The sequence below is a fragment of the Paraflavitalea pollutisoli genome (assembly GCF_029360705.1).
GTDB classification, from domain to species: Bacteria; Bacteroidota; Bacteroidia; order Chitinophagales; family Chitinophagaceae; genus Paraflavitalea; species Paraflavitalea pollutisoli.
The window spans coordinates 899106-919604 of sequence record NZ_JARKMX010000001.1 but is presented as its reverse complement, the minus strand read 5'-3'; the positions used below and the strand labels follow the sequence as shown (position 1 = coordinate 919604).

Below are 20499 nucleotides of genomic sequence, written 5' to 3'. Positions count from 1 at the left end.
CGGGTTACTCCCCAAACACCTGCCGCCAATGATGTTCCATATGATCGAGGTAATCGATGACAAGCCATTCGAGGGTCTGGTGCTCACCGGCAGAGGTGATGACCTGGTAAGCGAGTTTATCGGCGGGAATGGCGCTGATCACGTATACGATCTGTTGGTTGAGTGACTTCCACACATGCAACAGGTGATCGAGCGGAAGATCCTGGTAGCGGTTGATGATCACCAGGTCGTCTTGCCGGTAAGACTGTATCGTATACGGCTGTGGTTGCGCCTGTACATCCACAAATCGCTTGAGGTTGTTGATGGCCGAATCGATCAGGTGGCCCAGGATCTCCTTTCTCGACCATTTGCCGGGAGCCGGGCGCTCCAGCAATACCTCGTGATCGATCTCGCTATAGCGAAAGGGAATGTTGTTGATGTGTGCAGTAAGTCCGATGACAACTTGTTCTACAGCCATATCTTCTAATTTTGATGAAGGTGCATTTGCTGCCGGATATAATCCCGGGAAAATGCCTCTTTCAATACAAAAGATTTGCCACTGTTTTTCCAGACATCGATAATATGGCAGATGGTCACATAACTGTGGAAATCGCGGATGAAGAACTCAACGCTCCGCGTCTTGCCCTGATGACGGAATGCCAACACGTTATCGTCTCCATTCACCGGCGTATCCTGACTACCCCGATAGTGCCGGAATCCTTTATAACCACCCAGGTAGATGGCCACCGTTTGAATATCGGTAAAGTCGAATTGCTCGGCACCGATGCGAATAAATTCGGGTGTGATCACCAGGGGCCGGTCATCCCAGTAACGGAGATTAAAAATGGATTTTCGCTTCACCGCGGCAATAAGGGGTGGTATCAGCAGGGATAAGGCCCAGATCACCATCAGCCAGGTATTGCCCAGTGCGATAAAAAAGAAGACCACGGCAAATACCATATACAACACCAGTTTACCCGCAGCATAGCGCTGGTTCTTGTAAAAAACGGTATTCAGTTGATGTTCGGCCATATGGTGTTGCGTTGGGTGCAATCCTCTAACGCCGCAGTCCCTATCCTTGGTATACGCTACAGGCCTTCGTAAACGATGGCAGCCCCCTGCCCCACCCCTACGCACATGGAAGCAAGCCCGCGCTTCACATCCCGGCGTTTCATTTCGTGCAGTAAGGTAGCCGAGATGCGTGCCCCACTGCAACCCAATGGATGACCAATGGCAATGGATCCACCATTGACATTCACCCGGGCAGGATCGAGCTCCAGGTCGCGCATACAGGCAATGGATTGTGCGGCAAACGCCTCGTTAAGCTCTACCAGGTCCAGGTCATTGACTGTGATACCGGCACGTTGCAAAGCCTTGCGCGAAGCAGGTACCGGACCAATGCCCATGATAGCTGGATCAACCCCGGCCACGGCCAACGAACGGATAAGCGCCATCGGCTGCAGGTTGTATCGTTTAACGGCTTCTTCACTGGCCAGCAGCAAGGCAGCCGCGCCATCGTTGATACCGGATGAGTTGCCAGCAGTAACAGTACCTTCTTTGATAAAAGCAGGGCGCAATGCCGCCAGTTTATCGAGCGAAGTCTTACGGGGAGCCTCATCTGTTTCGAGGTAGATCTTTTCATTCTTACCACCCAGTATCTCTACCCCGCTGATCTCTTGTTTCCAAAGCCCCTTCTCCAGCGCAGCGAAATACTTCACCTGGCTGCTGAGTGCAAACACATCCTGCTCCTCCCGGCCGATGCCCCATTGCTTCGCCACATTCTCGGCGGTTTCGCCCATGGAGTAGGGATAGTATTGATCGGTGAGTTTCTTATTAACAAAGCGCCAGCCGATGGTGCTGTCGTGTACTTCTGTTTGCCGGCTCCAGCCGCTGGCCGCCTTGGCCATCACGAAGGGGGCACGTGTCATACTTTCAACGCCACCGGCAATGTACAGGTCGCCTTCATTGCACATGATGGCGCGCGCTGCATCCATGATGGCTTGCAGGCCCGAAGCGCAAAGGCGGTTGACTGTATTACCCGCTACGGTAACGGGTAGGCCCGCCAGCAGCGCCGCCATGCGGGCTACGTTGCGGTTGTCTTCACCGGCCTGGTTGGCATCGCCGGCAATCACATCTTCGATGGCGTTGATATCGATAGCCGCATTGCGGGTAACCAAAGATCGTATCACATGGGCCAGCAGATCGTCAGGACGGATAGTGCTGAGGGTTCCACCATATTTTCCAATAGGGGTACGCACAGCATCGATCACATATACAGGTTTCATATTTTAAGCAGATAAGCCGGCAAGATAATGAAATTGGGATTGGCATTGGGCAGTCACACTATTGACCCGTTTCGGCCGGGTGAGTCACCTGTTAACGGTATAACAATTAACAAGGCTATGGCTCCACAACGGGCGAAAGAGCGGTTCCCGATGGAGTATATTTGGTTCCATTAAACCTCTTTTATGAAATTAACACTACACATTGCTTTACTGCCTTTCCTACTCATCGGCGTGGCCTGCAACAGCCTCAAAGACCAGGTAGCCGACTCCCGTCTGCATCATAAGTGGCAATTTAGTTCGGGCGAGATCTTTTATGACAGTGCGCTCAGCATGCCTACGGGTAGAGTAGCCCTGTTGCCGCTCGGCTCTACCTACGACTTCAGCAAGCATAACCTGCTGTACCGGTATATGCCGAACCAACGTGACACGGCTGCATTCAGGTTAGCTGCCGGCGATTCGATGCTGCTGACCTTCGCCTACATCAAGGGCGAATTATGGCAGGAAGCGGACACCAGTTATATACGCAGTCTCACCGATCACCAGTTAACCCTCGCTTATTGTTCCAGAACCGACTCGGTAGTACAGTGGATAGCCATGACCTTTACCAGGAAATAACGGTCATCCGTTTCGATATGCTTATCTTCAAGGACCAAACAACCGCCATGAGAATAATCACCTTATCAGCCTTCCTGTTCCTATCCCTTTTTGCCACTGCCCAGGAGAAAAGGATCGTCTTACACCAGATCAACGTCGTAGATGTAGAGAAAGGCAGCATTCAACCTGCCCAAACCGTCGTCATCAGCGGCGACCGCATCAGCACCATCAGCAAAGCCACCAGCTTCAAGCCAGCCGCCGGCGACAGCGTCGTCGACTGCAAAGGTCAATACCTCATCCCCGGCCTCTGGGATATGCATACCCATGTCTGGGCCCCGGACTACTTCTTTGCCCTCTTCATCGCCAATGGCGTAACCGGCATCCGTGGCATGTTTGAACAACCCTTTATGGCCGATAAATGGCGCACGCAGGGCCTTACCGCTGGCGAGCTGGTGCCCCGCGGTTATTATGCCGGTCCAATCGTGGACGGTCCCAAACCCATCTGGCCCGGTAGTGTTGCAGTAGGCGACGCCGCCCGCGGCCGCAAGGTGGTCGACTCCCTGAAGAACACCCTCAAGGTGGACTTCATCAAAGTCTATTCGTTACTGGAGCCAGACGTCTTTGCCGCCATTGCAGACGAGAGTAAAAAACAAGGCATCGTTTTCGCCGGCCATGTGCCCAATAAAGTGCGCCTGCTGGACGCCGCCAAAGCCGGACAGAAAAGTACTGAACACCTGTATGGTTTCCTGGAGATGGCCTCCGACAGCAGCGACTATTATTATTCGCTGGTCCTTGGCACCATCAAAGACACGGTACGTTATCCCAACAGCCTCGCCCGCCGCGCCATGCTGCAACGGACCTTCAACGAACAAAAACTGACCGATGGCATCAAGGCCCTGAAACAATATGACAGCTATGTATGCCCTACCATGACGGTCAACCGCGGTATCGCCTATATCAACGATACCGCGTTCACCAATGATCCCCGGAAGGTATACCTCGTGCCGATGATGAAGAATATGTGGGACCCTAAGAATGATTTCCGCCTCCGCACCGCCGGACCGGAATTCTTCCAGAGCCAGCAGGCTGAATACGCCCTGAAGAAGAAGGTGGTTACGGCACTGCACAAAGCTGGCATTCCCATCCTGGCGGGTACCGACACCCCCAACCCCTACTGCTTCCCCGGATTCTCCCTGCACGACGAACTGGCCATCTTTACCGAATGTGGCCTTACACCGGCCGAAGCCCTCCAGACCGCCACCCTTAATCCCGCCCGGTACTTTGGCCTCGAAAAAGAGACCGGCACCGTCGCAAAAGGCAAGGCTGCCGACCTGGTGATATTGAAAGCCAACCCTTTAGAGCAGATTTCCAACACCAAACAAATCAGTGCGGTGGTGCTGAAAGGGAAGTTTCTGGGCCCGGAAACGGTCAGCGGACTGCTCCAGAAAGCCCGGAAGATCGCCGGTAACTAATATGTGCCCGGGTTAAAGTACCTTTGCAGCGATGAAAACGGCGACGAAAAATATCCGGCACCTGACGCTGGAGGAATTGAATGGTTATTTTGAAACACTGGGGGAGAAGAAGTTCAGGGCCAAACAGGTATACGAATGGCTGTGGCTGAAGCAAGCACAATCATTCGATGCCATGACCAACCTCAGTAAAGACCTTCGCGCCAAACTCGCCGATAACTTCACTTTGCCCGCACTGACAGTAGACGCTACCCAGTATTCCGCAGATGGTACGGTCAAATCACGCTTCAGGACCCATGACGGTCACCTGGTGGAAGGCGTATTGATACCTGCCGAAGAACGTAAGACGGCTTGCGTATCGAGCCAGATCGGCTGTTCGCTGAGCTGTAAGTTTTGCGCCACCGGCTATATGGCCCGTAAGCGAAATCTTGATTACGATGAGATCTTCGACCAGGTCGTACTGATCAACCAACAGAGCGAACGCGTATACCAGAAAAAGCTTACCAATATCGTATTCATGGGTATGGGCGAACCCCTGCTCAACTACCGCAATGTGCTGAAGTCGATCGAACGCATCACTTCACCCGACGGACTGGGCATGAGTCCCCGCCGCATTACGGTATCGACGGCTGGCGTGGCCAAGCAGATCAAGCAACTGGGCGACGACGATGTACGTTTCAAACTCGCCCTGTCACTGCACGCCGCCAACGATATCAAGCGTAATGAGATCATGCCCATCAATGAAAGCAACAACCTGCAGGCATTGATCGAGTCATTGAACTATTTCTATAAGAAGACCGGGAACGAGATCACGTTTGAATACATCCTGTTCAACAATTTCAACGACAGCCTCAAAGATGCCGATGAACTGATCAGGATCTATCGCCAGGTGCCTGCCGACCTGGTCAATATCATCGAGTACAACCCGATCGATATGGCTACCTTCCGCAAACCGGAAGAGAACGTGGTGAACAATTTCATGGCTTACCTGGAGAAGAACCGGGTAAATGCACGCCTGAGAAGAAGCCGCGGTAAAGACATCGACGCAGCCTGTGGCCAATTGGCCAACAAGGAAGGAATTCTGTAAAGCCATCGATGCAGGAGGCGCCATAAAAGATCGCCACCAGGCAATAGTAATCATACAAGGGCATAGCCCTTTGACTAGTATCTATATTTAATCATACTGTTGTAAAACAGCAAACTACCATCATGAAGGGCAAAAAATCAGCCGCAGGATTCGGAAAATTCATCCAGCAAAAAGAAACAGGCTCCCAGAAAAAAGAAAGGATCCGCCAGGAAAAGAAAGTGGTGCGTAAAGAAACGCAGGCCTACTTCGAACAGAAGAAAGCGGAGGCGCGTGCACAACGTGCTCAATATCGTGCCCAGCAGGCCGATGATCCCCGCAACCGCAAAGGTGCTGGTAGAAAGACCGGTGGGGACGACCAGGGCGAATGGGAAAGCGGCCGCGCAGCAGCAGCCCGTACCCCCGGCAAGAAACCCGCCAACAGAGGCTACAACGTGATGAGCTATCACGAGCGCAAAAAGAAGCAGGCCGATAAGGTCGCCCAGCGCCTGGAAGACATGGAAGGAGGTCGTCCTGCACCCATTAAGAAAACCTTCAAAGGTGCTGGTACCAAACCAGCCGGCCCCAGCGGTTTAGGAGCAAAAACCACCTATAACAAGACTGGTGGCGACAGACCCGCAGCGAAAGCCGGCGACAAAAAGCCTTTTGCCAAAAGCGCTCCTGCTAAAACAGGCTATGATAAAGCAGGCAGCGATCGCAAACCTTTTGCCAAAGGACGCGAATTAAGCATCACCCCGGCCAAAAAAGGCCTTACCAAAGCAACCCCTGCCATTGCAGCCAAGGGCAGCACCATTAAGGCAGTACCAGCAGGCGGCAAGAACATCGCCAAAGCAGAACTTGCTACCGGCAAAGGCAAAGCAAAATCAGACATCATTCCACTGAATAAATTTCTGGCCCACTCGGGTATCTCCAGCCGCCGCGAATCGGCCGATATCATCAAATCGGGTCTGGTGAAGGTGAATAACGTAGTCGTTACAGAACCTGGTACCAAAGTCAGCGAAGCAGATACGGTGACGGTCAATGGCAAACCCATCGCCATCCGCCGCACGATGGTGTATATCCTGATCAACAAACCGAAAGACTTCATCACCACTACCGACGACCCGCAAGGACGTAGAACGGTGTTGGACCTCATCAAGAACGCCACTACCGAACGCGTATACCCCATCGGCCGCCTCGACCGCAACACCACCGGTGTATTGCTGTTAACGAATGACGGCGAGCTGGCGCAAAAGCTTTCGCATCCCAGCTACCAGGTGAGGAAGATCTATGAGGTGAAACTGGATAAGCCCCTGTCGAAAAAGGATTTCGACACCATCCTCGCCGGTGTTACGCTGGAAGACGGTGTCGTAGCACCCGACGTACTGGCCTATGCCGATCCCAAAGACAAAAGTGTGATCGGTATCGAGATCCACAGTGGCCGTAACCGGATCGTACGCCGCATTTTCGAGCACATGGGTTACGATGTACGCAACCTCGACCGGGTGATGTATGCCAACCTGACGAAAAAGAACGTAGAGCGTGGCCGCTGGCGTTTCCTGAGTGAAAAAGAAGTGCGCCTGCTGAAGTTCCTCAATGCTTCGTACACCAACAAAAAACCTGCTACCCGTGGTAAAGACATCTCCTGAAATATTACTGGAAACTGATCAGTTCATTGTACTCAACAAGCCATCGGGCCTGTTGAGTATTCCCGACCGTGAGGGCAAAGAGATCTCCCTGAAGCAGATGCTGCTGGAGCGGTACGAGCAGATCTTCACGGTACACCGCCTCGACCGCGATACCAGCGGTATCATCGTATTTGCCAAAGACGAAACCACCCACAAATTCCTGTCACAGGCTTTTGAGGAAAGAACGGTGGAGAAGTACTACCTCGGTATTGTGCAGGGTGTACCCCCGATCAAGCAACAAACCATCGACGCACCGATCGCCGAGAACATGGCCCGCCGCGGCCAGATGCTGATCCACCAACGCGGCAAACAGTCGATTACCGATTATGAGGTAATAGAAGAGTTTGGCAAGTTCTCGTTGGTACGTTTTCGTATCCATACCGGCCGCACCCACCAGATCAGGGTACATATGCATCACGTGGGGCACCCGATCGTGGTAGACCCGCTGTATGGTGATGGCGCACCGATCCTGGTATCGTCGTTCAAGCGCAACTACAACCTGTCGCGCAGCGAAGAAGAAGAACGCCCTATCCTGGGTCGCCTGGGCCTGCATGCGGAGAGGCTGCTCTTCAAAGATGCACAGGGCAAATCCTATACGGTAGAAGCGCCCTTGCCCAAAGACATGCGGGCATTGGTGCAGCAACTGGGAAAGAAGAAATAATCACGTCAGTTTACTGATAGTAAGGGCTATCTGCGTCGCCGCAGATAGCCCTTTCGCTGTATAGCTTTCGAAACATATCGCTATTCGCTCTTGTACACGACCCCATCCTTCATCACGAATTTCATTTTCCCCATCGCCTGTACATCTTTAACAGGATCGCCTTCAACGGCCACGATATCGGCCAGCTTGCCTTTCTCGATGCTGCCCACGAGTTCACTCATGCCCAGCAAGTCGGCAGCCGCTACTGTAGCTGATTGAATGGCTTCGATCACGGGCATGCCAGCCTCGGTCATATACACAAATTCCATCCAGTTCTTGCCATGCATAAACACACCCGCATCGGTACCAAAGGCAATCTTCACACCTGCCTTATAGGCCTTGCCAAAAGTGCCTTGTATTTTGGGACCAATGGCCAGTGCCTTGGGGGTTACCAGGTCGTGGTATTAGCCGGGCTTTTTAGCAGAGTCAGCGACCGACTTACCGGCCGTGATCGTTGGCACGTGATAGGTGCCGTGTTTTTTCATGAGTGCTATTACTTCATCATCCATATAAGTGCCATGTTCAATGCTGCTGACGCCACCACGGATGGCCCGCTTCATGGCTTCGGCGCCATGACAATGGGCAGCCACCTTAAACCCGTAGTCTTTGGCGGTTGACACGATGGCCTTGATCTCCTCTTCGGTGAATTGGGGGTTCTCACCGCTCTTGGCCATGCTCAATACGCCACCGGAGGCGGTGATCTTGATCAGGTCTGAGCCTTCTTTATAACGTTGGCGTACTGCTTTCATACAGTCATCGGCCCCGTTGACGACGCCGCCTAAAGGTCCCAGATCGAACATCAGGTCTTTGCGGTAACCGTTGGTGAAATCGGCATGTCCGCCCGTGGTAGCGATCGATCTGCCGGCCGTTACGATGCGCGGCCCTTCGATCAGTTTCTTAGCGATAGCATTGCGCAGGGAAATATTTACTCCTGTGCCGCCCAGGTCGCGAACGGTCGTAAACCCGATGGCCAGGGTCCGCTTAGCAAATACCACTGACTGGAAAGCGTAATCGGAGGGATTGAAAGTGATCTTCTGCAAGTACTGACTGGGCGTGGTTTCATCTTCGAGGTGTACGTGACAGTCGATCAAGCCTGGCATCACTGTCTTTTCTTTGAGGTCGATGACTTTATCGGTACCGGTGGCTTTGGTATAGCCAGCTTGTACATCGGCGATCTTATTACCTTCTACGATGATGGTGTATTGGGTGAGCACCTGACCTTTGGTAACATCGACCAGGCGGCCGCAATGAAGCAGGGTGCGCTGGGCGCAAAGGGCTACCGGGATGGTTAGGCCCAGCAGCAGCAGTAGTTTTCTCATACAGTTATTTCCAGTAAGATATTGGGAATTTGGGGGAAAAACAAAAACCTTCCTGCTTGCGCGGGAAGGTTTTTGAACGATGTCAGTTATTGCGACTAAAGACTATTTATCGATATTGGGCTGTGGTGTATAGCGCAGGTAAGGCTTTACCACTTGTACGCCCTTAGGGAATTTCTTGATCGCGTCTTCGGTAGAAACTGCGGGCACAACGATCACATCTTCGCCATGCTTCCAATCGGCAGGTGTTGCCACGCTGTAACCGGAAGTCAGCTGCAGTGATTCGATTACGCGCAGTACTTCGTGGAAGTTGCGGCCAGTAGAAGCGGGGTAAGTGATGGTGAGCTTCACCTTCTTATCGGGTCCGATCACGAACAGGGAGCGAACGGTGAAAGTTTCAGAAGCGTTGGGGTGGATCATGTCGTACAGGGTCGCAACATTGCGATCGGTATCGGCGATGATGGGGAAGCCAACACTACAGTTTTGTGTTTCGTTTATATCGTTAACCCAGCCAATGTGCTTGTCGAGAGAGTCGACAGACACGGCCAGTACTTTTACATTGCGTTTTTCAAATTCACCCTGGAGCAGCGCGGTTTTGCCCAGTTCGGTGGTACAAACGGGGGTATAGTCGGCGGGGTGAGAGAACAGGATACCCCAGCTATTGCCGAGATATTCGTAGAAATCGATATCGCCAGCAGTCGTTTTCGCCTGAAAGTTGGGGGCGATGTCGCCTAATCTTAAACTCATATCAAAGAAATTTATGGTTAAAAAAATCCGCGAACGGAGAACGAAGATACTAATTCCCTACTTACAGAGTAGACTGCTTTGTTAAATTATTCTTGCATTGGGGCGACTGGCGGATGGGGCTGGCTTTCACCGGATTGAATCATTTTTGGGGCTGATTGTTAAAGGACCCCGGCCACGTAGCCGGAAACGAACGTTGGGTAGTTTGGGGAGCGATCGGCAGGGTGCGATTTAGGCATGTTGGTGGAGCTCGCTGCATGTATAGACTATAACCGTTTTCATATTGGTTGACTACATGAGTGTGACATGGTGTGATCTTGCTCCCAATCCTGAATCTGTTATGATTCGATAGATTCCAGCGCAGAGGAGCAATCTTGACCCCATCCTGGCACACACAAACTCTTCGCGATTCTTTTAACAAGATGCAATTTCCCAGTTAGGCACTCGTACCCAATCAGACCTATCTTCAAATGGCTATCGCTTTATCTTACGAACACCTTTCCGCTAATTCGTATCAATATACCCGATCGGGATCCTTTTAGCAGATAACATAAAAAATACACCCGATCGGGTATACTTTTGTATATTTATACATATTTCATCCCGATCAGGTATAATTTTCAATCAATGGGAAAGTTTATAATATCTACGAAGGCAAACGGTCAGTATCAGTTTCGGCTGGCTGCAACGACTGGTGAAATAATTCTGACCAGTGGAAGTTACTCTTCAAAGAGCGGCGCTCTAAATGGCATATCCGCAGTTAGAAGCAACAGTTTTCGGGACGATCGCTACGACAAAAAGGTAGCGGCAAGCGGCAAATATTATTTTAACCTGAAAGGCGCAAACGGAGAAGTAATTGGCACCAGTGAAATGTATGAAACAGAGACTGGAATGAAAGCTGGCATTAAGAGTGTGGCAACAAATACGATAGACTCAGTTATCGATGAAGGCGATAGTGAGGCAAGTGTTGAAACACCTCATGTTACCATTTCAGAGTTTGTTAAAAATAGGCGGAAGCAATCGAACCTGAGCCAGGAAGAATTGTCGTTGAAAGCAGGTGTCGGGGTTCGGTTTGTGCGCGAGCTGGAAGCAGGCGACAAGCAAACACTTCGGATTGACAAAGTAAACCAGGTGTTGCAGTTGTTTGGATTCAGATTGGGACCGGTACCTGGCACAAAAAAATAGTAAGCCATGAGAAAGGCAGAAGTGTTTATGGGAGATATACTTGCAGGGTGGTTGGTTGAAACCACTACAGGCTATGAATATATTTATGACGAGCAATACCGTTCCGATCCAGTCAGTAGACCAATTAGTAGAACGCTGCCTCTTCAGGAAATGCCATTTAAAAGTAAGACCATGTTTGCTTTTTTTGACGGTCTAATCCCAGAAGGGTGGTTATTGGAAATTGCCGAGGCAAGCTACAAGCTTAACCCACGTGACAGGATGGGATTGTTACTTGCCTGTTGCCGGGACTGCATTGGCGCCGTTAGTGTTCACCCTGTAAACGATCCAACTGATGAGCTCTAGAAGATGTCTCTATTGCTACAATGAGCTCGCAGCATCCGAGGTTGATTTTCATACTCGGTGCAGCAAAAAGATATTCGGCTCACCCAAGCCGCCGGAACTTCCGTATACAGAGATGCAGATGCGGGAGCTAGCCGAGAAGATCATCCAGAGTCAGCATGCCGTAACAGGTGTGCAGCCCAAGTTGTCGCTAAAAGTAACAGAGGACACGGTAAAGCACAAAGAACGATTCACCATCGTAGGGGCACTGGGAGAGTACATTCTGAAGCCCCATACGAAAACCTTTCCTACCCTGCCGGAAGTAGAGGATCTGACAATGCACCTGGCTAAATTGACAGGAATAAAAACGGTGCCCCACAGCTTGATCCGTATGCGTTCCGGCACGCTGGCCTATATCACAAAAAGAATTGACCGGCATAAAGGGAAACGCATACACATGGAAGACATGTGCCAAATATCCGGGCGACTTACGGAAGACAAATACAAAGGATCGTATGAGCAGATCGGTAAACTGATTAGTGAACATACCGACAACCCGGGGCTCGATTTGGTGAATTATTTCGAGCAAGTTGTGTTTTGTTTCTTGACGGGTAATGCGGATATGCACTTAAAAAACTTCTCGTTGATTGAAACTTCGAACGGTGAATTTGAGCTTACACCGGCGTACGATATGGTGTCTACCGCACTGGTGATGCCGGAAGATAAAGAGGATCTGGGCTTGACACTGAACGCAAAAAAGAAAAAGATTAAACGTTCGGATTTTGAAGCTGCTTTTCTAACGGTAGGCTTGACGACAATACAAGGGCAAAACATTCTGGCAAAAATGCAGAAATTACTTCCCAAGTGGTTTGCCTTTATTGACAAAAGCTTTTTGAATTTAGAAGAACAGGCTCTGTACAAAGAGATTATTACCGAACGTTCTGCTCGCCTTCATAATTCTTAAAGATAACTCTGTGGAGCTACTCATTATTTGCCTCACTTCCCCCCTTGTACCTACCCGGTTGAACCACACATGAACCTCGAGTCCTCCCCGGCAACCGAGGACCTAACGAGGACCTATCGAGGACCAATCGAGGACCTATAGCTCGGCACCAGCTCGGGATGAGCTCGGCACGAGCTCGGCAGTAACCCGGCAGCCCCTCCCCCATCAGCTGACTACCACTACAATATCCCGGCAGCAATTTCCTAAGGAGTAGGTACGCCAGCCTTTCGCTTTCCCCTCCCTCCACCGCTGTACCCGCCAAAATCTGTAGCTGAAAGCGGTATTAACTAGCTATGGCAGGCATTTCGGCGAATTTGGGTGCGCGGAAAAATTTTCCCTGCCTATACGCGTAACCATCGCAATAATTTCTTATATTTGATTGTAAGGATTTCCGTATCAATAGTTTACTGGATTGTCCTTGGATTGCCTGCTTTATGCCTACACATTGCCTGCACTCTAAGGAAATATTGCCTCTGCTCATTGAGCGGCCAGGCAATACGTAGGCAAGCTGTAGGCAATATGTTGGCCATGTGGAGACAAGGCATGGGCGTACCATGGGCCAATGAGTAATCAGCCAATGATTGCTATTCCCCTTGAAGAAATAGCCAAGTTTTCCAATCTTACCATTAGGATTATTTACCGGTAGCTTTGGAGATGGCAGCTTTGCCAAACCGGTTCTTGACATCATCGATGGCCTTGTACAAACCATTCTTCTTTTCAGTATCTACAAACAGGTTCGTCTGCACCGCTTCATCAGTAAGCTCGCTCAGGCGCACACCCAACAGGCGCACCGGCTGGCCTTTACGCCACAGCTTATGGAAGAGGTCTTTTGCCTGGGGAATCAGCTCATCATCATAGAACGTATAGGGGATGGTCGTTTGCCGGGAAGTCGTCTCAAAATCCGGATAGCGGATCTTCACCGCAATGCATCCGGCGGTTTTATTATCCTGCCTTAATTCATGCGCCACCTTCTCTGTCATATGCACCAGTTCGGTCATCAGTTGCGCGGGATCTTTGATGTTCTCATCAAATGTACTCTCTGTAGAAATGGACTTCGCTTCGTGGTAAGGCGTTACCTCGCCATGATGTATACCCTGCGATTTATTCCACAAGTCAATACCATATTTGCCCAAACGCTTCTCCAGGAATTCAGGTGATTGCTCGCTCAGGTCGCGAATAGTGAAGATGCCCATCGACTTCAGCGTCTCATAGGTAGAGTCGCCAACACCGGGAATTTTGTTGACGGTCAGTGGTGCCAGGTATTCTTTTTCTTTTCCAAACGGGATATGCAGGTAACCATTGGGTTTGGCCTGATCAGTGGCGATCTTGGCGACCATTTTGTTGGAAGCCATCGCAAATGAAATAGGCAATTGCGTTTTATCAATGATCTCCTGGCGCAGGTCGATCGTCCACTGGTAAGGTTGAAAATACTTATCCATCCCAGTGAGGTCGAGGTAGAATTCATCGATGGAAGCTTTCTCAAATAGTGGCGCCTTTTCGGCGATAATATTGGTAACAATGCGCGAGTACTTGCTGTAATCGGCGCGGCTGTTATTGGTAACAATCGCCTGCGGGCAAAGCCGCAGCGCCGTCTTCATCGGCATAGCGGAATGGATGCCGAACTTGCGCGCCTCATAACTACAAGCCGCCACCACGCCGCGTTCGCGGCCACCTACCAGGATTGGTTTCCCCTTCAGGGAGGGATTATTAAGGCACTCGACCGACACGAAAAAAGCGTCGAGATCGAAGTGGGCGATTATACGTTGCGGGACGGCGGACATAGTGGCGCAAAGGTACGGAAATGAATACAAGGCACCGAGGCACCGAGGCACCAAGCCATCTAGGCAACGGGGGAAATACAAGGGCAACCAGGCAACAGAGGCAAAAAGGCAACGCAGGGATACAGGTGAACAGGCGACAGAGGCAAAAGGTAACGCAGGCAAGACCAATAGAAAGACAGAGGCATTTCCCTATTTTTACCATATGGAGCAGGAACTGGCACTATTACGGAAGCAGATCTTCGCCTTGCATCCTTTATCGGACGAAGAATGGCAGGCTTTTTCCGCTATCTGGCAACCCGTACAATACAAACGCAAAACCATTCTTACTACAGCCGGTGAAACCGAGCGGCACCTGTACTTCGTCACCGAAGGTGTACAACGGGCTTTCTACCTCGATGACAAGCATCCGGAAATTACGGTGGTTTTCACCTATGCGCCTTCTTTCTCGGGCGTGGCAGACTCCTTCCTGACGCAACAGCCTTCTCGCTTTTTCCTGGAAACCCTCACCACCAGCAAAATGCTACGCACCACACATCAGCAGGTGCAAGCCTTGATGGACAAGTACCACAACATCGAACGGTGGATCAGGTTGTCGACCTCCTGGGTGATGATGGGATTGCTGGAAAGGCAGATCGAGCTGCTAAGCTATAGTGCAGAAGAGAAGTTCCGGATCCTGCTGAAACGAAGCCCGCATGTGCTTCAATTGATACCGCATAAATACCTGGCCTCCTACCTGGGCATCGATGCGAGTACCTTCAGCAAACTGATGTCGACCGTGAGGATTTGAGAAAGGCATATAGGCATCAAGGCATATAGGCAATCCCGACATCCGTCGGGACAGGCTCCGGGGAAGGCCAGAAGAAAGGCAGCGAGGCAGATGAAAGGCTCCGAGGCATTAAGGCAACCAGGCATCGAGAGAAAGCCAGCAGAATGGCGACGAGAAACAAAGGCAACCAGAGATATAGCTCGATGCGCTCCCTTTCAACGGCGTCAGTTTGAGCGCCCCCAGCAACTGTTCATACCCTCATTCCGGCACTTCATCTGTTTTACCATTTCCCTTTGCCCTACCAGCCGTAGCATTGACCTTCACAATAATCAACCCATGACCCGAACTTTTACCTGCGCTTTATTACTGTTGATCGCTACCGGCACCCACGCCCAGGACAAGACCCTTATCGGCGTGGAGGTCGCCTACTCTGCCGATGTGTTCAAGATCGCCGATCCGGGCGCCCGTATGTCGAAACCCGATGTCAGCGCCGCACTATGGGGCGTCAATATCCGGCGGTCCATCCATAAATATGCTTTCTTTGAAACCGGTGTATATATGCGCGCCTATAAGGTGGGTCTCGCTTTCGATGGTTATTATGGTTCCCAATCCACCGACCGCACGGCTTACCTGCTCCCGCTACGTATTGGCGCCCGGTTGCCCCTGCTCAAAAGTGCCGTCGCCATTTGCCCCGTTGCCGGATTTACTTTTGGCATCACCGATGAAGGCAGTTTGATAAAGTCCGATGGAATCTTTGGCTGGGATGGCGTTGAGAAAATCCAGTACAAATACACTGTGCAGTATCCCTCGCAGGTACTTACACTCGTACAGGTTGGCCTGGGCGTCGATATCAAACTCTGGCCCAAAACCCTGTTACACCTGAACACCAATTACTACGCTGGAATTTCTCCCGCTCTCCGGCAAACGATCCAGTACCAACCACAAAACGGCCAGGTTCACTACGATGCTATCCAGACCTCCAAAGGAAGTTTCGTAGCGGCTGGTATTGGCATCAAATACGCCGTGAACTGGTTTTAGGAAATCTTGGCCTACACCAAGATTTTTCCCGCTGGCCCCGGCTAGCTTTGTAGCATCAAAAAAGTATAGCCATGAAAAAAATGTCCAGCAATCAATTACTCGAGCAACTCACCGCCGATACCAAACGCATCGTGCTGACCATTCACTACCTGCTGCAGGAAGACCCGGCGGTACTGGTAGCGCAGCCAGCGGCCGGTAAATGGAGCGTAGCCCAGGTCATCGAACACCTCAACTCTTATGGCCGCTATTACCTGCCCCTGATGGAGCAGGCACTGAAAGCCTATCGCGGCCCCGCCAGCAAAGATTTTAAACCCGGCTGGCTCGGCGACTATTTTACCAGCTCGATGGCCCCCAAAGAAGATGGCCGGATAACCCATAAGATGCAAGCTCCTAAGGATCACCGGCCATCACGTGATATCGATAGCTATACGGTATTGCAGGAATTCCTGGCGCAGGAAAAACTACTGTTGGAATTACTACAGCTGGCTGGCAAAGCCGATCTCAACCAGATCAGGATTCCCATTTCGATCGCAAAATTCATCAAGATCAAACTGGGTGACACTTTCCGCTTCCTGATCGCGCATCACCAACGTCATTTTGTACAGATCAACAACACCCTGAACGCTGTGAAAGGAAATCATGGCTATACTTATCCTTCGGGTGTCGTGGCGTAGCACAAAACTTAGTGTTTATCGTAGTAGGTCAACCATTTCAGCGGCGACCAGGTATCGCCGATCGCGGTCTCCAGTATTTGTCCGGTCGCGGGCTCAAAATTGTCGCTGTTGCTCAACAGCACGACTGAAATTCCTTTCTCAGGATAGCTGACACAGTAGTTCTGCCATCCTTCTGAGTGCCCACCATGGAAAAACGCCTTACCATGGGGCGTTTTGATCAATCCCCAGCCTAGTCCCCAGGAAAGATCGATGTTGCGAAATTCAGACTTGTTGGTCAGGCTATCGCGCAAAGGACCAAAGCCGCGTTTGCTCGTTACCCTGATCTGTGGTTTGAGGTATTGCTCCTGCAGTTTCGCAGAAAGACCTTTGCCACTGAGCACGCTGGCTACAAAACGGCTGTAGTCTGCGGCCGTCGTCACCATCGATCCTGCACCACGGGCACTGCTGCGCTTTTCAGCACCCAATACTTTGCCGGTATTGTCATGCCCCACCGCATAATCGGCTTCGTATGCCGACTGCCATACCATGGCGGTATGTTTCATACCGAGGGGATCATAAATGTATTCTTTGGCGAGTGTTTGCAGGTCGGTGCCCGTATGATCTTCCACGACAAAGCCAAGCAGGTTCATGCCTTCATTGGAGTAATACATGGCTTTGCCGGGCTTGTTGATCAGCGTGAGCGTAGTACTATCTCCATAGAAGTAACGCAGCACGGGAAGACCTGCACTATGACTCAGCAACATGCGTGCGGTGATCTTTTTGAAGTCAGGTTGCTTATCGAGGTCTTTCCATTTTTCATACTCGGCAATAGGTTTCTTCAGGTAGGTGTATACTGGTTTGTCGAGGTCGAAGAGGCCTTTGTCGACCAGCTTAAGAAATAAATAAGAGAACAAAGGTTTGGTCAGCGATGCGGCATAGGACACCGTGTTGTCGGTAAATGGCTGATTGGTGGAAGCGTTGCGTACACCAAAATAGTTGCGGTAGATGATCACGCTGTCTTTCATCACCACCATCGACAAGCCGGTAACGCGCTGTGCTTCTACAATTGCTTTTATCTTTTGGGTGAGCTGTTCGTTGGTGATGGAAGAACGACCATCGAGCATAGGTACGGTTTCTGTGCGGGGAGCAAATCCTGTTGTAGCGATTGCCATGGAACACAACAGGAGGGCGAACGATTTCATAAAGTTTGTTTTGTTAGTAAAGTTAGAAAAGCGTGCCACAAAAGTCACGCATTGATTTACTGCACGTTACAAAATTACTAGAAAAGAACTGTACGATTACGGACAGTTGTTGTTCTCTTTCGCAACAATACCTGTCGTCATGCTTTAACCGCTTCATAGCCCTACGACCCGAGCAGGGCTCAGGTCGCTCAACGAGGGCTTGTGGACATCAACAAAACCGGAAACTTTTATTGGTATCGATCAGTTGGCTGCTGTTGTTATTCGAACCTGTGCGGCTTATCGGCAATTGTTGTGTGCCGGGTTACGAAGTCTCTATTCCATCTACTGCATCCGGCGGCTTTCACTTTCGATCGCATTCTTACGATTGGTGTTTGCTTTTACATTTTTGTTGCCAAAGCGATACGTGAAAGTGGCTTTTACAAAGCGGGTTTCGGGTTTCACATTGTTATTGGCCTCTACCCCAAAAGACGACACCTTAAACCGTGCATCATACAAATTGAATGGATCTGATACTCTGAGGCTGACGGTACCACTGCCTTTCAGGACCGATTTGGAAGCGCCCAGTTCCATATTGATCCGTGACCGGGTTGTTACCACCCCCAGTGCCATGGGCGACATATAGCTGGCCGACACCTGTACCTTAAAGCTCTTTGGCAGCACGATCGTCTGGTCGGTGTTGACCATCATGGCCAGTTGTGCATTGTTGAAGTCGGGACCACCTGCATTGAATTTTGCATAAGCCAGGCTCAGGTTGACATTCGAGATCCATTTGTTGTTGAAGAAGCTTTTGGAATGGCTGACAGCCGCTTCATAATAATCGGCACTGGCGAGGTTATCGTAGGTAGTCACGACGGCCAGGGAGTTGGGGTCTTTGCGAAACACTTCGGTGACCACATCGTTGTAGCGGGTGTAGACGAGCGAGGCCATCCATTCGTAGTTATAGGAATAAGACAGTTCAAAATTGTGCTGTATGCCGGGATTCAGGTTAGGATTGCCCTGGTAATAGCTATACTGGCTCTTGTACACGATGAAGGGATTGACCACATCGTATTTGTAACGCTCGATGCTCTTGCGGTAAGACAGTCCAAACACATGGGCTTCGGAGGCCTGGTATTGCAGCGCCGCATTGGGGAAGATATTGAAATAGTTGTTCTTATTGACCTGGTCGGCCGTAATAGAATTTCCTTCGGTATAGGTTTGCTCGGCACGCACACCAGCCATTACACTCCATTTCTTTAAACGCTTGTTCATGCTGACGTATCCTGCATAGATGTTTTCGGTATAGACGAAGTGATTGGTACGGGCAGGGTCCTTGGCCCAGTTGCCATTGGCGGCCCGCTCCCACAGTGCATCATTATCAGTAGTTGCCAGTGATGCTTTGAGGCCTGCTTCAATAGCGCCGTTTTTGATCGGGTTGGTATAATCGACCGAAAAGGATTTGATGTCGTTGGAAGCAGGGGCCGCTGCGCGCAGGTAGTCGGCGGTATACTCGGCACCTTTGGGATCGCTGTAGCGGGTGATTATCTGGTCATTCCATTTCTTTTCATACCCCAGGTAGTCGGCATTAAAGCGCAATTCTTTTCCGGTAGAATCGAGGATAGCTTTGTAGTACAGGTTGACCGAAGGCATCAGGTAGCGGATACGTCCGGTTGCGGCCGCAATAGAGAATGAATCGATCGGTGCAGACTGGATGTCTGAAAGAGAACGGATGGCAGACCGACGATCGATGTTGTTGAGCGTTCCTTTCACGAGCCCACCAAAGGTGGAGCGTTTACTGAGGTCGTAATCGAGACCGAGCTTGATGTTGTGGCTGGTGCGGTGATCAAAGCTGTTGGAATGATCGGAGATTTGTTTATCGGCACTCACAAAGCGGGTAAACTGGCTTTCGGTAGACTGCTGGTTGTCGAGGTAATCGTAGCCACCGTATACATTGAGTTTTTTGCTGCGGTAGTTGAGGGTGCCGCCCGTATTCCACGAACCATATTTACCGGCCCGGCCCGAAATAAGGGCGGTACCGTTGGTGCCCAGTTTGGTGTTCTTCGCCATAACAATGTTGATGATGGCGCCGCCCTGTGCTTCGTATTTGGCAGAAGGGTTAGACATCAGCTCGATGCGTTCAATTCCATTAGCGGCCATCGCACTGAGCATATTTTTCAAGTCTTCACCGCTCAGGTTGGAGTAACGCCCGTCGATGAGCACAGTGATCCGTTTTCCTTTCAGCTTGAGGCCGCTGCCTTCTTCAACTACTCCCGGAGCACGCAACAATACTTCCCAGGCAGTGCCACCAGCAGCGATCGGGCTACCAGCGATATTGACAATCGTTTTATCTATTTTTTGTACGATATAGGGTTTGGCTGCCGAGACCGTCACCACCTGCAGGTCTTTCTGGTCGAGTACCAGTCGTACGGCCTGGTTGCTTCCCGGCTGAATTCCGGCGAGCAGGATTGTTTTGTATCCAACGTAGGCTATCTTCAGCGCATAAACGCCTGTGCTGCGGTCTTTAAAACGGAACTGGCCTTTGTTATCCGTAGTGATGGAGGCTAGGACCTGGTCTTGCTGTACCAGGGAAACGGTGGCCTGGGGCAATGCCTGTTTGCTGAGGCTGTCGGTAATGGTACCTGCGATATCCTGGGCGGTAGCAAAACTTACAAAGAACAAGGTCATTACGTAAGCGATGGTTAGTTTAGTATTCCGGTTCATGGTTGGTTGTTTTTC

18 protein-coding genes and 1 pseudogene are annotated in these 20499 nt (G+C 50.8%); 11 read left to right on the top strand and 8 right to left on the bottom strand.

Going from position 1 to position 20499, the window contains the following annotated elements:
* Positions 1–4 precede the first annotated feature (4 nt).
* Genes P2W70_RS03855 through P2W70_RS03845 form a run of 3 tightly spaced genes read right to left on the bottom strand, consistent with a single transcriptional unit; the run spans position 5 to position 2264 of the window.
* The gene (locus P2W70_RS03855) at positions 5–457 is read right to left on the bottom strand and encodes a DinB family protein (protein ID WP_276480102.1); all 453 of its coding nucleotides are present in this window, start codon (positions 455–457) and stop codon (positions 5–7) included.
* Between the two features lie 5 nt (positions 458–462).
* A complete protein-coding gene (locus P2W70_RS03850) occupies positions 463–1011 on the bottom strand; it encodes a hypothetical protein (protein ID WP_276480101.1) in 549 nt (182 codons plus the stop codon).
* 56 nt (positions 1012–1067) lie between these two features.
* A complete protein-coding gene (locus P2W70_RS03845; protein ID WP_276480100.1) occupies positions 1068–2264 on the bottom strand; it encodes a thiolase family protein in 1197 nt (398 codons plus the stop codon).
* A 183-nt stretch (positions 2265–2447) separates the two neighbouring features.
* Between P2W70_RS03845 and P2W70_RS03840 the strand changes: the two genes are divergently transcribed.
* The 5 genes from P2W70_RS03840 to P2W70_RS03820 all read left to right on the top strand — a co-directional run bounded on the left by P2W70_RS03840 (position 2448) and on the right by P2W70_RS03820 (position 7739).
* Complete coding sequence (locus tag P2W70_RS03840) at positions 2448–2879, top strand: hypothetical protein (RefSeq protein ID WP_276480099.1); 432 nt, start codon at positions 2448–2450, stop codon at positions 2877–2879.
* A 47-nt stretch (positions 2880–2926) separates the two neighbouring features.
* The gene (locus P2W70_RS03835) at positions 2927–4330 is read left to right on the top strand and encodes an amidohydrolase family protein (RefSeq protein WP_276480098.1); all 1404 of its coding nucleotides are present in this window, start codon (positions 2927–2929) and stop codon (positions 4328–4330) included.
* A 31-nt stretch (positions 4331–4361) separates the two neighbouring features.
* Positions 4362–5414, top strand: coding sequence for a dual-specificity RNA methyltransferase RlmN (gene rlmN, locus P2W70_RS03830; RefSeq protein ID WP_276480097.1), 1053 nt, complete (start codon positions 4362–4364; stop codon positions 5412–5414).
* 122 nt (positions 5415–5536) lie between these two features.
* Positions 5537–7039 (top strand): pseudouridine synthase, encoded by a 1503-nt coding sequence (locus tag P2W70_RS03825; RefSeq protein ID WP_276480096.1) that lies wholly within the window; start codon positions 5537–5539, stop codon positions 7037–7039.
* Positions 7020–7739: an RluA family pseudouridine synthase gene (locus P2W70_RS03820; protein WP_276480095.1), complete on the top strand. Its 720-nt coding sequence runs from the start codon at positions 7020–7022 to the stop codon at positions 7737–7739. Before P2W70_RS03825 ends, P2W70_RS03820 begins: the two co-directional genes overlap by 20 nt.
* Before the next feature lie 80 nt (positions 7740–7819).
* On the opposite strand, the pseudogene P2W70_RS03815 reads toward P2W70_RS03820, so the two are convergent.
* Both P2W70_RS03815 and P2W70_RS03810 read right to left on the bottom strand, forming a co-directional pair.
* A pseudogene (locus P2W70_RS03815) lies at positions 7820–8878 on the bottom strand (metal-dependent hydrolase family protein).
* Between the two features lie 321 nt (positions 8879–9199).
* Positions 9200–9841 (bottom strand): peroxiredoxin, encoded by a 642-nt coding sequence (locus P2W70_RS03810; RefSeq protein ID WP_276480094.1) that lies wholly within the window; start codon positions 9839–9841, stop codon positions 9200–9202.
* A 624-nt stretch (positions 9842–10465) separates the two neighbouring features.
* On the opposite strand from P2W70_RS03810, the gene P2W70_RS03805 reads away from it, so the two are divergent.
* The 3 genes from P2W70_RS03805 to P2W70_RS03795 are packed head-to-tail and all read left to right on the top strand — an operon-like array spanning position 10466 to position 12305.
* Complete coding sequence (locus P2W70_RS03805) at positions 10466–11023, top strand: DUF1508 domain-containing protein (protein ID WP_276480093.1); 558 nt, start codon at positions 10466–10468, stop codon at positions 11021–11023.
* Between the two features lie 6 nt (positions 11024–11029).
* Positions 11030–11365, top strand: coding sequence for a HipA N-terminal domain-containing protein (locus tag P2W70_RS03800; RefSeq protein WP_276480092.1), 336 nt, complete (start codon positions 11030–11032; stop codon positions 11363–11365).
* Positions 11355–12305 (top strand): HipA domain-containing protein, encoded by a 951-nt coding sequence (locus P2W70_RS03795; RefSeq protein WP_276480091.1) that lies wholly within the window; start codon positions 11355–11357, stop codon positions 12303–12305. The genes P2W70_RS03800 and P2W70_RS03795 overlap by 11 nt, the downstream gene beginning before the upstream one ends.
* Positions 12306–12976: 671 nt before the next feature.
* On the opposite strand, the gene dinB is transcribed toward P2W70_RS03795, so the two are convergent.
* Positions 12977–14125 carry a DNA polymerase IV gene (dinB, locus tag P2W70_RS03790; protein ID WP_276480090.1) on the bottom strand — a complete coding sequence of 383 codons (1149 nt, stop codon included), beginning with the start codon at positions 14123–14125 and terminating at the stop codon, positions 12977–12979.
* 202 nt (positions 14126–14327) lie between these two features.
* Here dinB and P2W70_RS03785 point away from each other — a divergent pair, with 202 nt between their 5' ends.
* The 3 genes from P2W70_RS03785 to P2W70_RS03775 all read left to right on the top strand — a co-directional run bounded on the left by P2W70_RS03785 (position 14328) and on the right by P2W70_RS03775 (position 16603).
* On the top strand, positions 14328–14912 hold the full coding sequence (locus P2W70_RS03785) for a Crp/Fnr family transcriptional regulator (protein WP_276480089.1): 585 nt from the start codon (positions 14328–14330) through the stop codon (positions 14910–14912).
* Between the two features lie 315 nt (positions 14913–15227).
* Complete coding sequence (locus P2W70_RS03780) at positions 15228–15929, top strand: hypothetical protein (protein ID WP_276480088.1); 702 nt, start codon at positions 15228–15230, stop codon at positions 15927–15929.
* A gap of 71 nt (positions 15930–16000) precedes the next feature.
* Positions 16001–16603 (top strand): DinB family protein, encoded by a 603-nt coding sequence (locus P2W70_RS03775; protein ID WP_276480087.1) that lies wholly within the window; start codon positions 16001–16003, stop codon positions 16601–16603.
* 8 nt (positions 16604–16611) lie between these two features.
* On the opposite strand, the gene P2W70_RS03770 is transcribed toward P2W70_RS03775, so the two are convergent.
* Both P2W70_RS03770 and P2W70_RS03765 read right to left on the bottom strand, forming a co-directional pair.
* Positions 16612–17784 (bottom strand): serine hydrolase domain-containing protein, encoded by a 1173-nt coding sequence (locus tag P2W70_RS03770; protein WP_276480086.1) that lies wholly within the window; start codon positions 17782–17784, stop codon positions 16612–16614.
* 321 nt (positions 17785–18105) lie between these two features.
* A complete protein-coding gene (locus P2W70_RS03765) occupies positions 18106–20484 on the bottom strand; it encodes an outer membrane beta-barrel family protein (RefSeq protein WP_276480085.1) in 2379 nt (792 codons plus the stop codon).
* Between the last annotated feature and the right edge of the window lie 15 nt (positions 20485–20499).

Coding starts and splice junctions, on each gene's coding strand:
- P2W70_RS03765 (WP_276480085.1), bottom strand. CDS start 20,484: ATGAACCGGAATACTAAACTAACCATCGCTTACGTAATGACCTTGTTC.
- P2W70_RS03780 (WP_276480088.1), top strand. CDS start 15,228: ATGACCCGAACTTTTACCTGCGCTTTATTACTGTTGATCGCTACCGGC.
- P2W70_RS03805 (WP_276480093.1), top strand. CDS start 10,466: ATGGGAAAGTTTATAATATCTACGAAGGCAAACGGTCAGTATCAGTTT.
- P2W70_RS03855 (WP_276480102.1), bottom strand. CDS start 457: ATGGCTGTAGAACAAGTTGTCATCGGACTTACTGCACACATCAACAAC.
- P2W70_RS03835 (WP_276480098.1), top strand. CDS start 2,927: ATGAGAATAATCACCTTATCAGCCTTCCTGTTCCTATCCCTTTTTGCC.
- P2W70_RS03785 (WP_276480089.1), top strand. CDS start 14,328: ATGGAGCAGGAACTGGCACTATTACGGAAGCAGATCTTCGCCTTGCAT.
- dinB (WP_276480090.1), bottom strand. CDS start 14,125: ATGTCCGCCGTCCCGCAACGTATAATCGCCCACTTCGATCTCGACGCT.
- P2W70_RS03810 (WP_276480094.1), bottom strand. CDS start 9,841: ATGAGTTTAAGATTAGGCGACATCGCCCCCAACTTTCAGGCGAAAACG.
- rlmN (WP_276480097.1), top strand. CDS start 4,362: ATGAAAACGGCGACGAAAAATATCCGGCACCTGACGCTGGAGGAATTG.
- P2W70_RS03800 (WP_276480092.1), top strand. CDS start 11,030: ATGAGAAAGGCAGAAGTGTTTATGGGAGATATACTTGCAGGGTGGTTG.
- P2W70_RS03845 (WP_276480100.1), bottom strand. CDS start 2,264: ATGAAACCTGTATATGTGATCGATGCTGTGCGTACCCCTATTGGAAAA.
- P2W70_RS03775 (WP_276480087.1), top strand. CDS start 16,001: ATGAAAAAAATGTCCAGCAATCAATTACTCGAGCAACTCACCGCCGAT.
- P2W70_RS03840 (WP_276480099.1), top strand. CDS start 2,448: ATGAAATTAACACTACACATTGCTTTACTGCCTTTCCTACTCATCGGC.
- P2W70_RS03850 (WP_276480101.1), bottom strand. CDS start 1,011: ATGGCCGAACATCAACTGAATACCGTTTTTTACAAGAACCAGCGCTAT.
- P2W70_RS03795 (WP_276480091.1), top strand. CDS start 11,355: ATGAGCTCTAGAAGATGTCTCTATTGCTACAATGAGCTCGCAGCATCC.
- P2W70_RS03825 (WP_276480096.1), top strand. CDS start 5,537: ATGAAGGGCAAAAAATCAGCCGCAGGATTCGGAAAATTCATCCAGCAA.
- P2W70_RS03770 (WP_276480086.1), bottom strand. CDS start 17,784: ATGAAATCGTTCGCCCTCCTGTTGTGTTCCATGGCAATCGCTACAACA.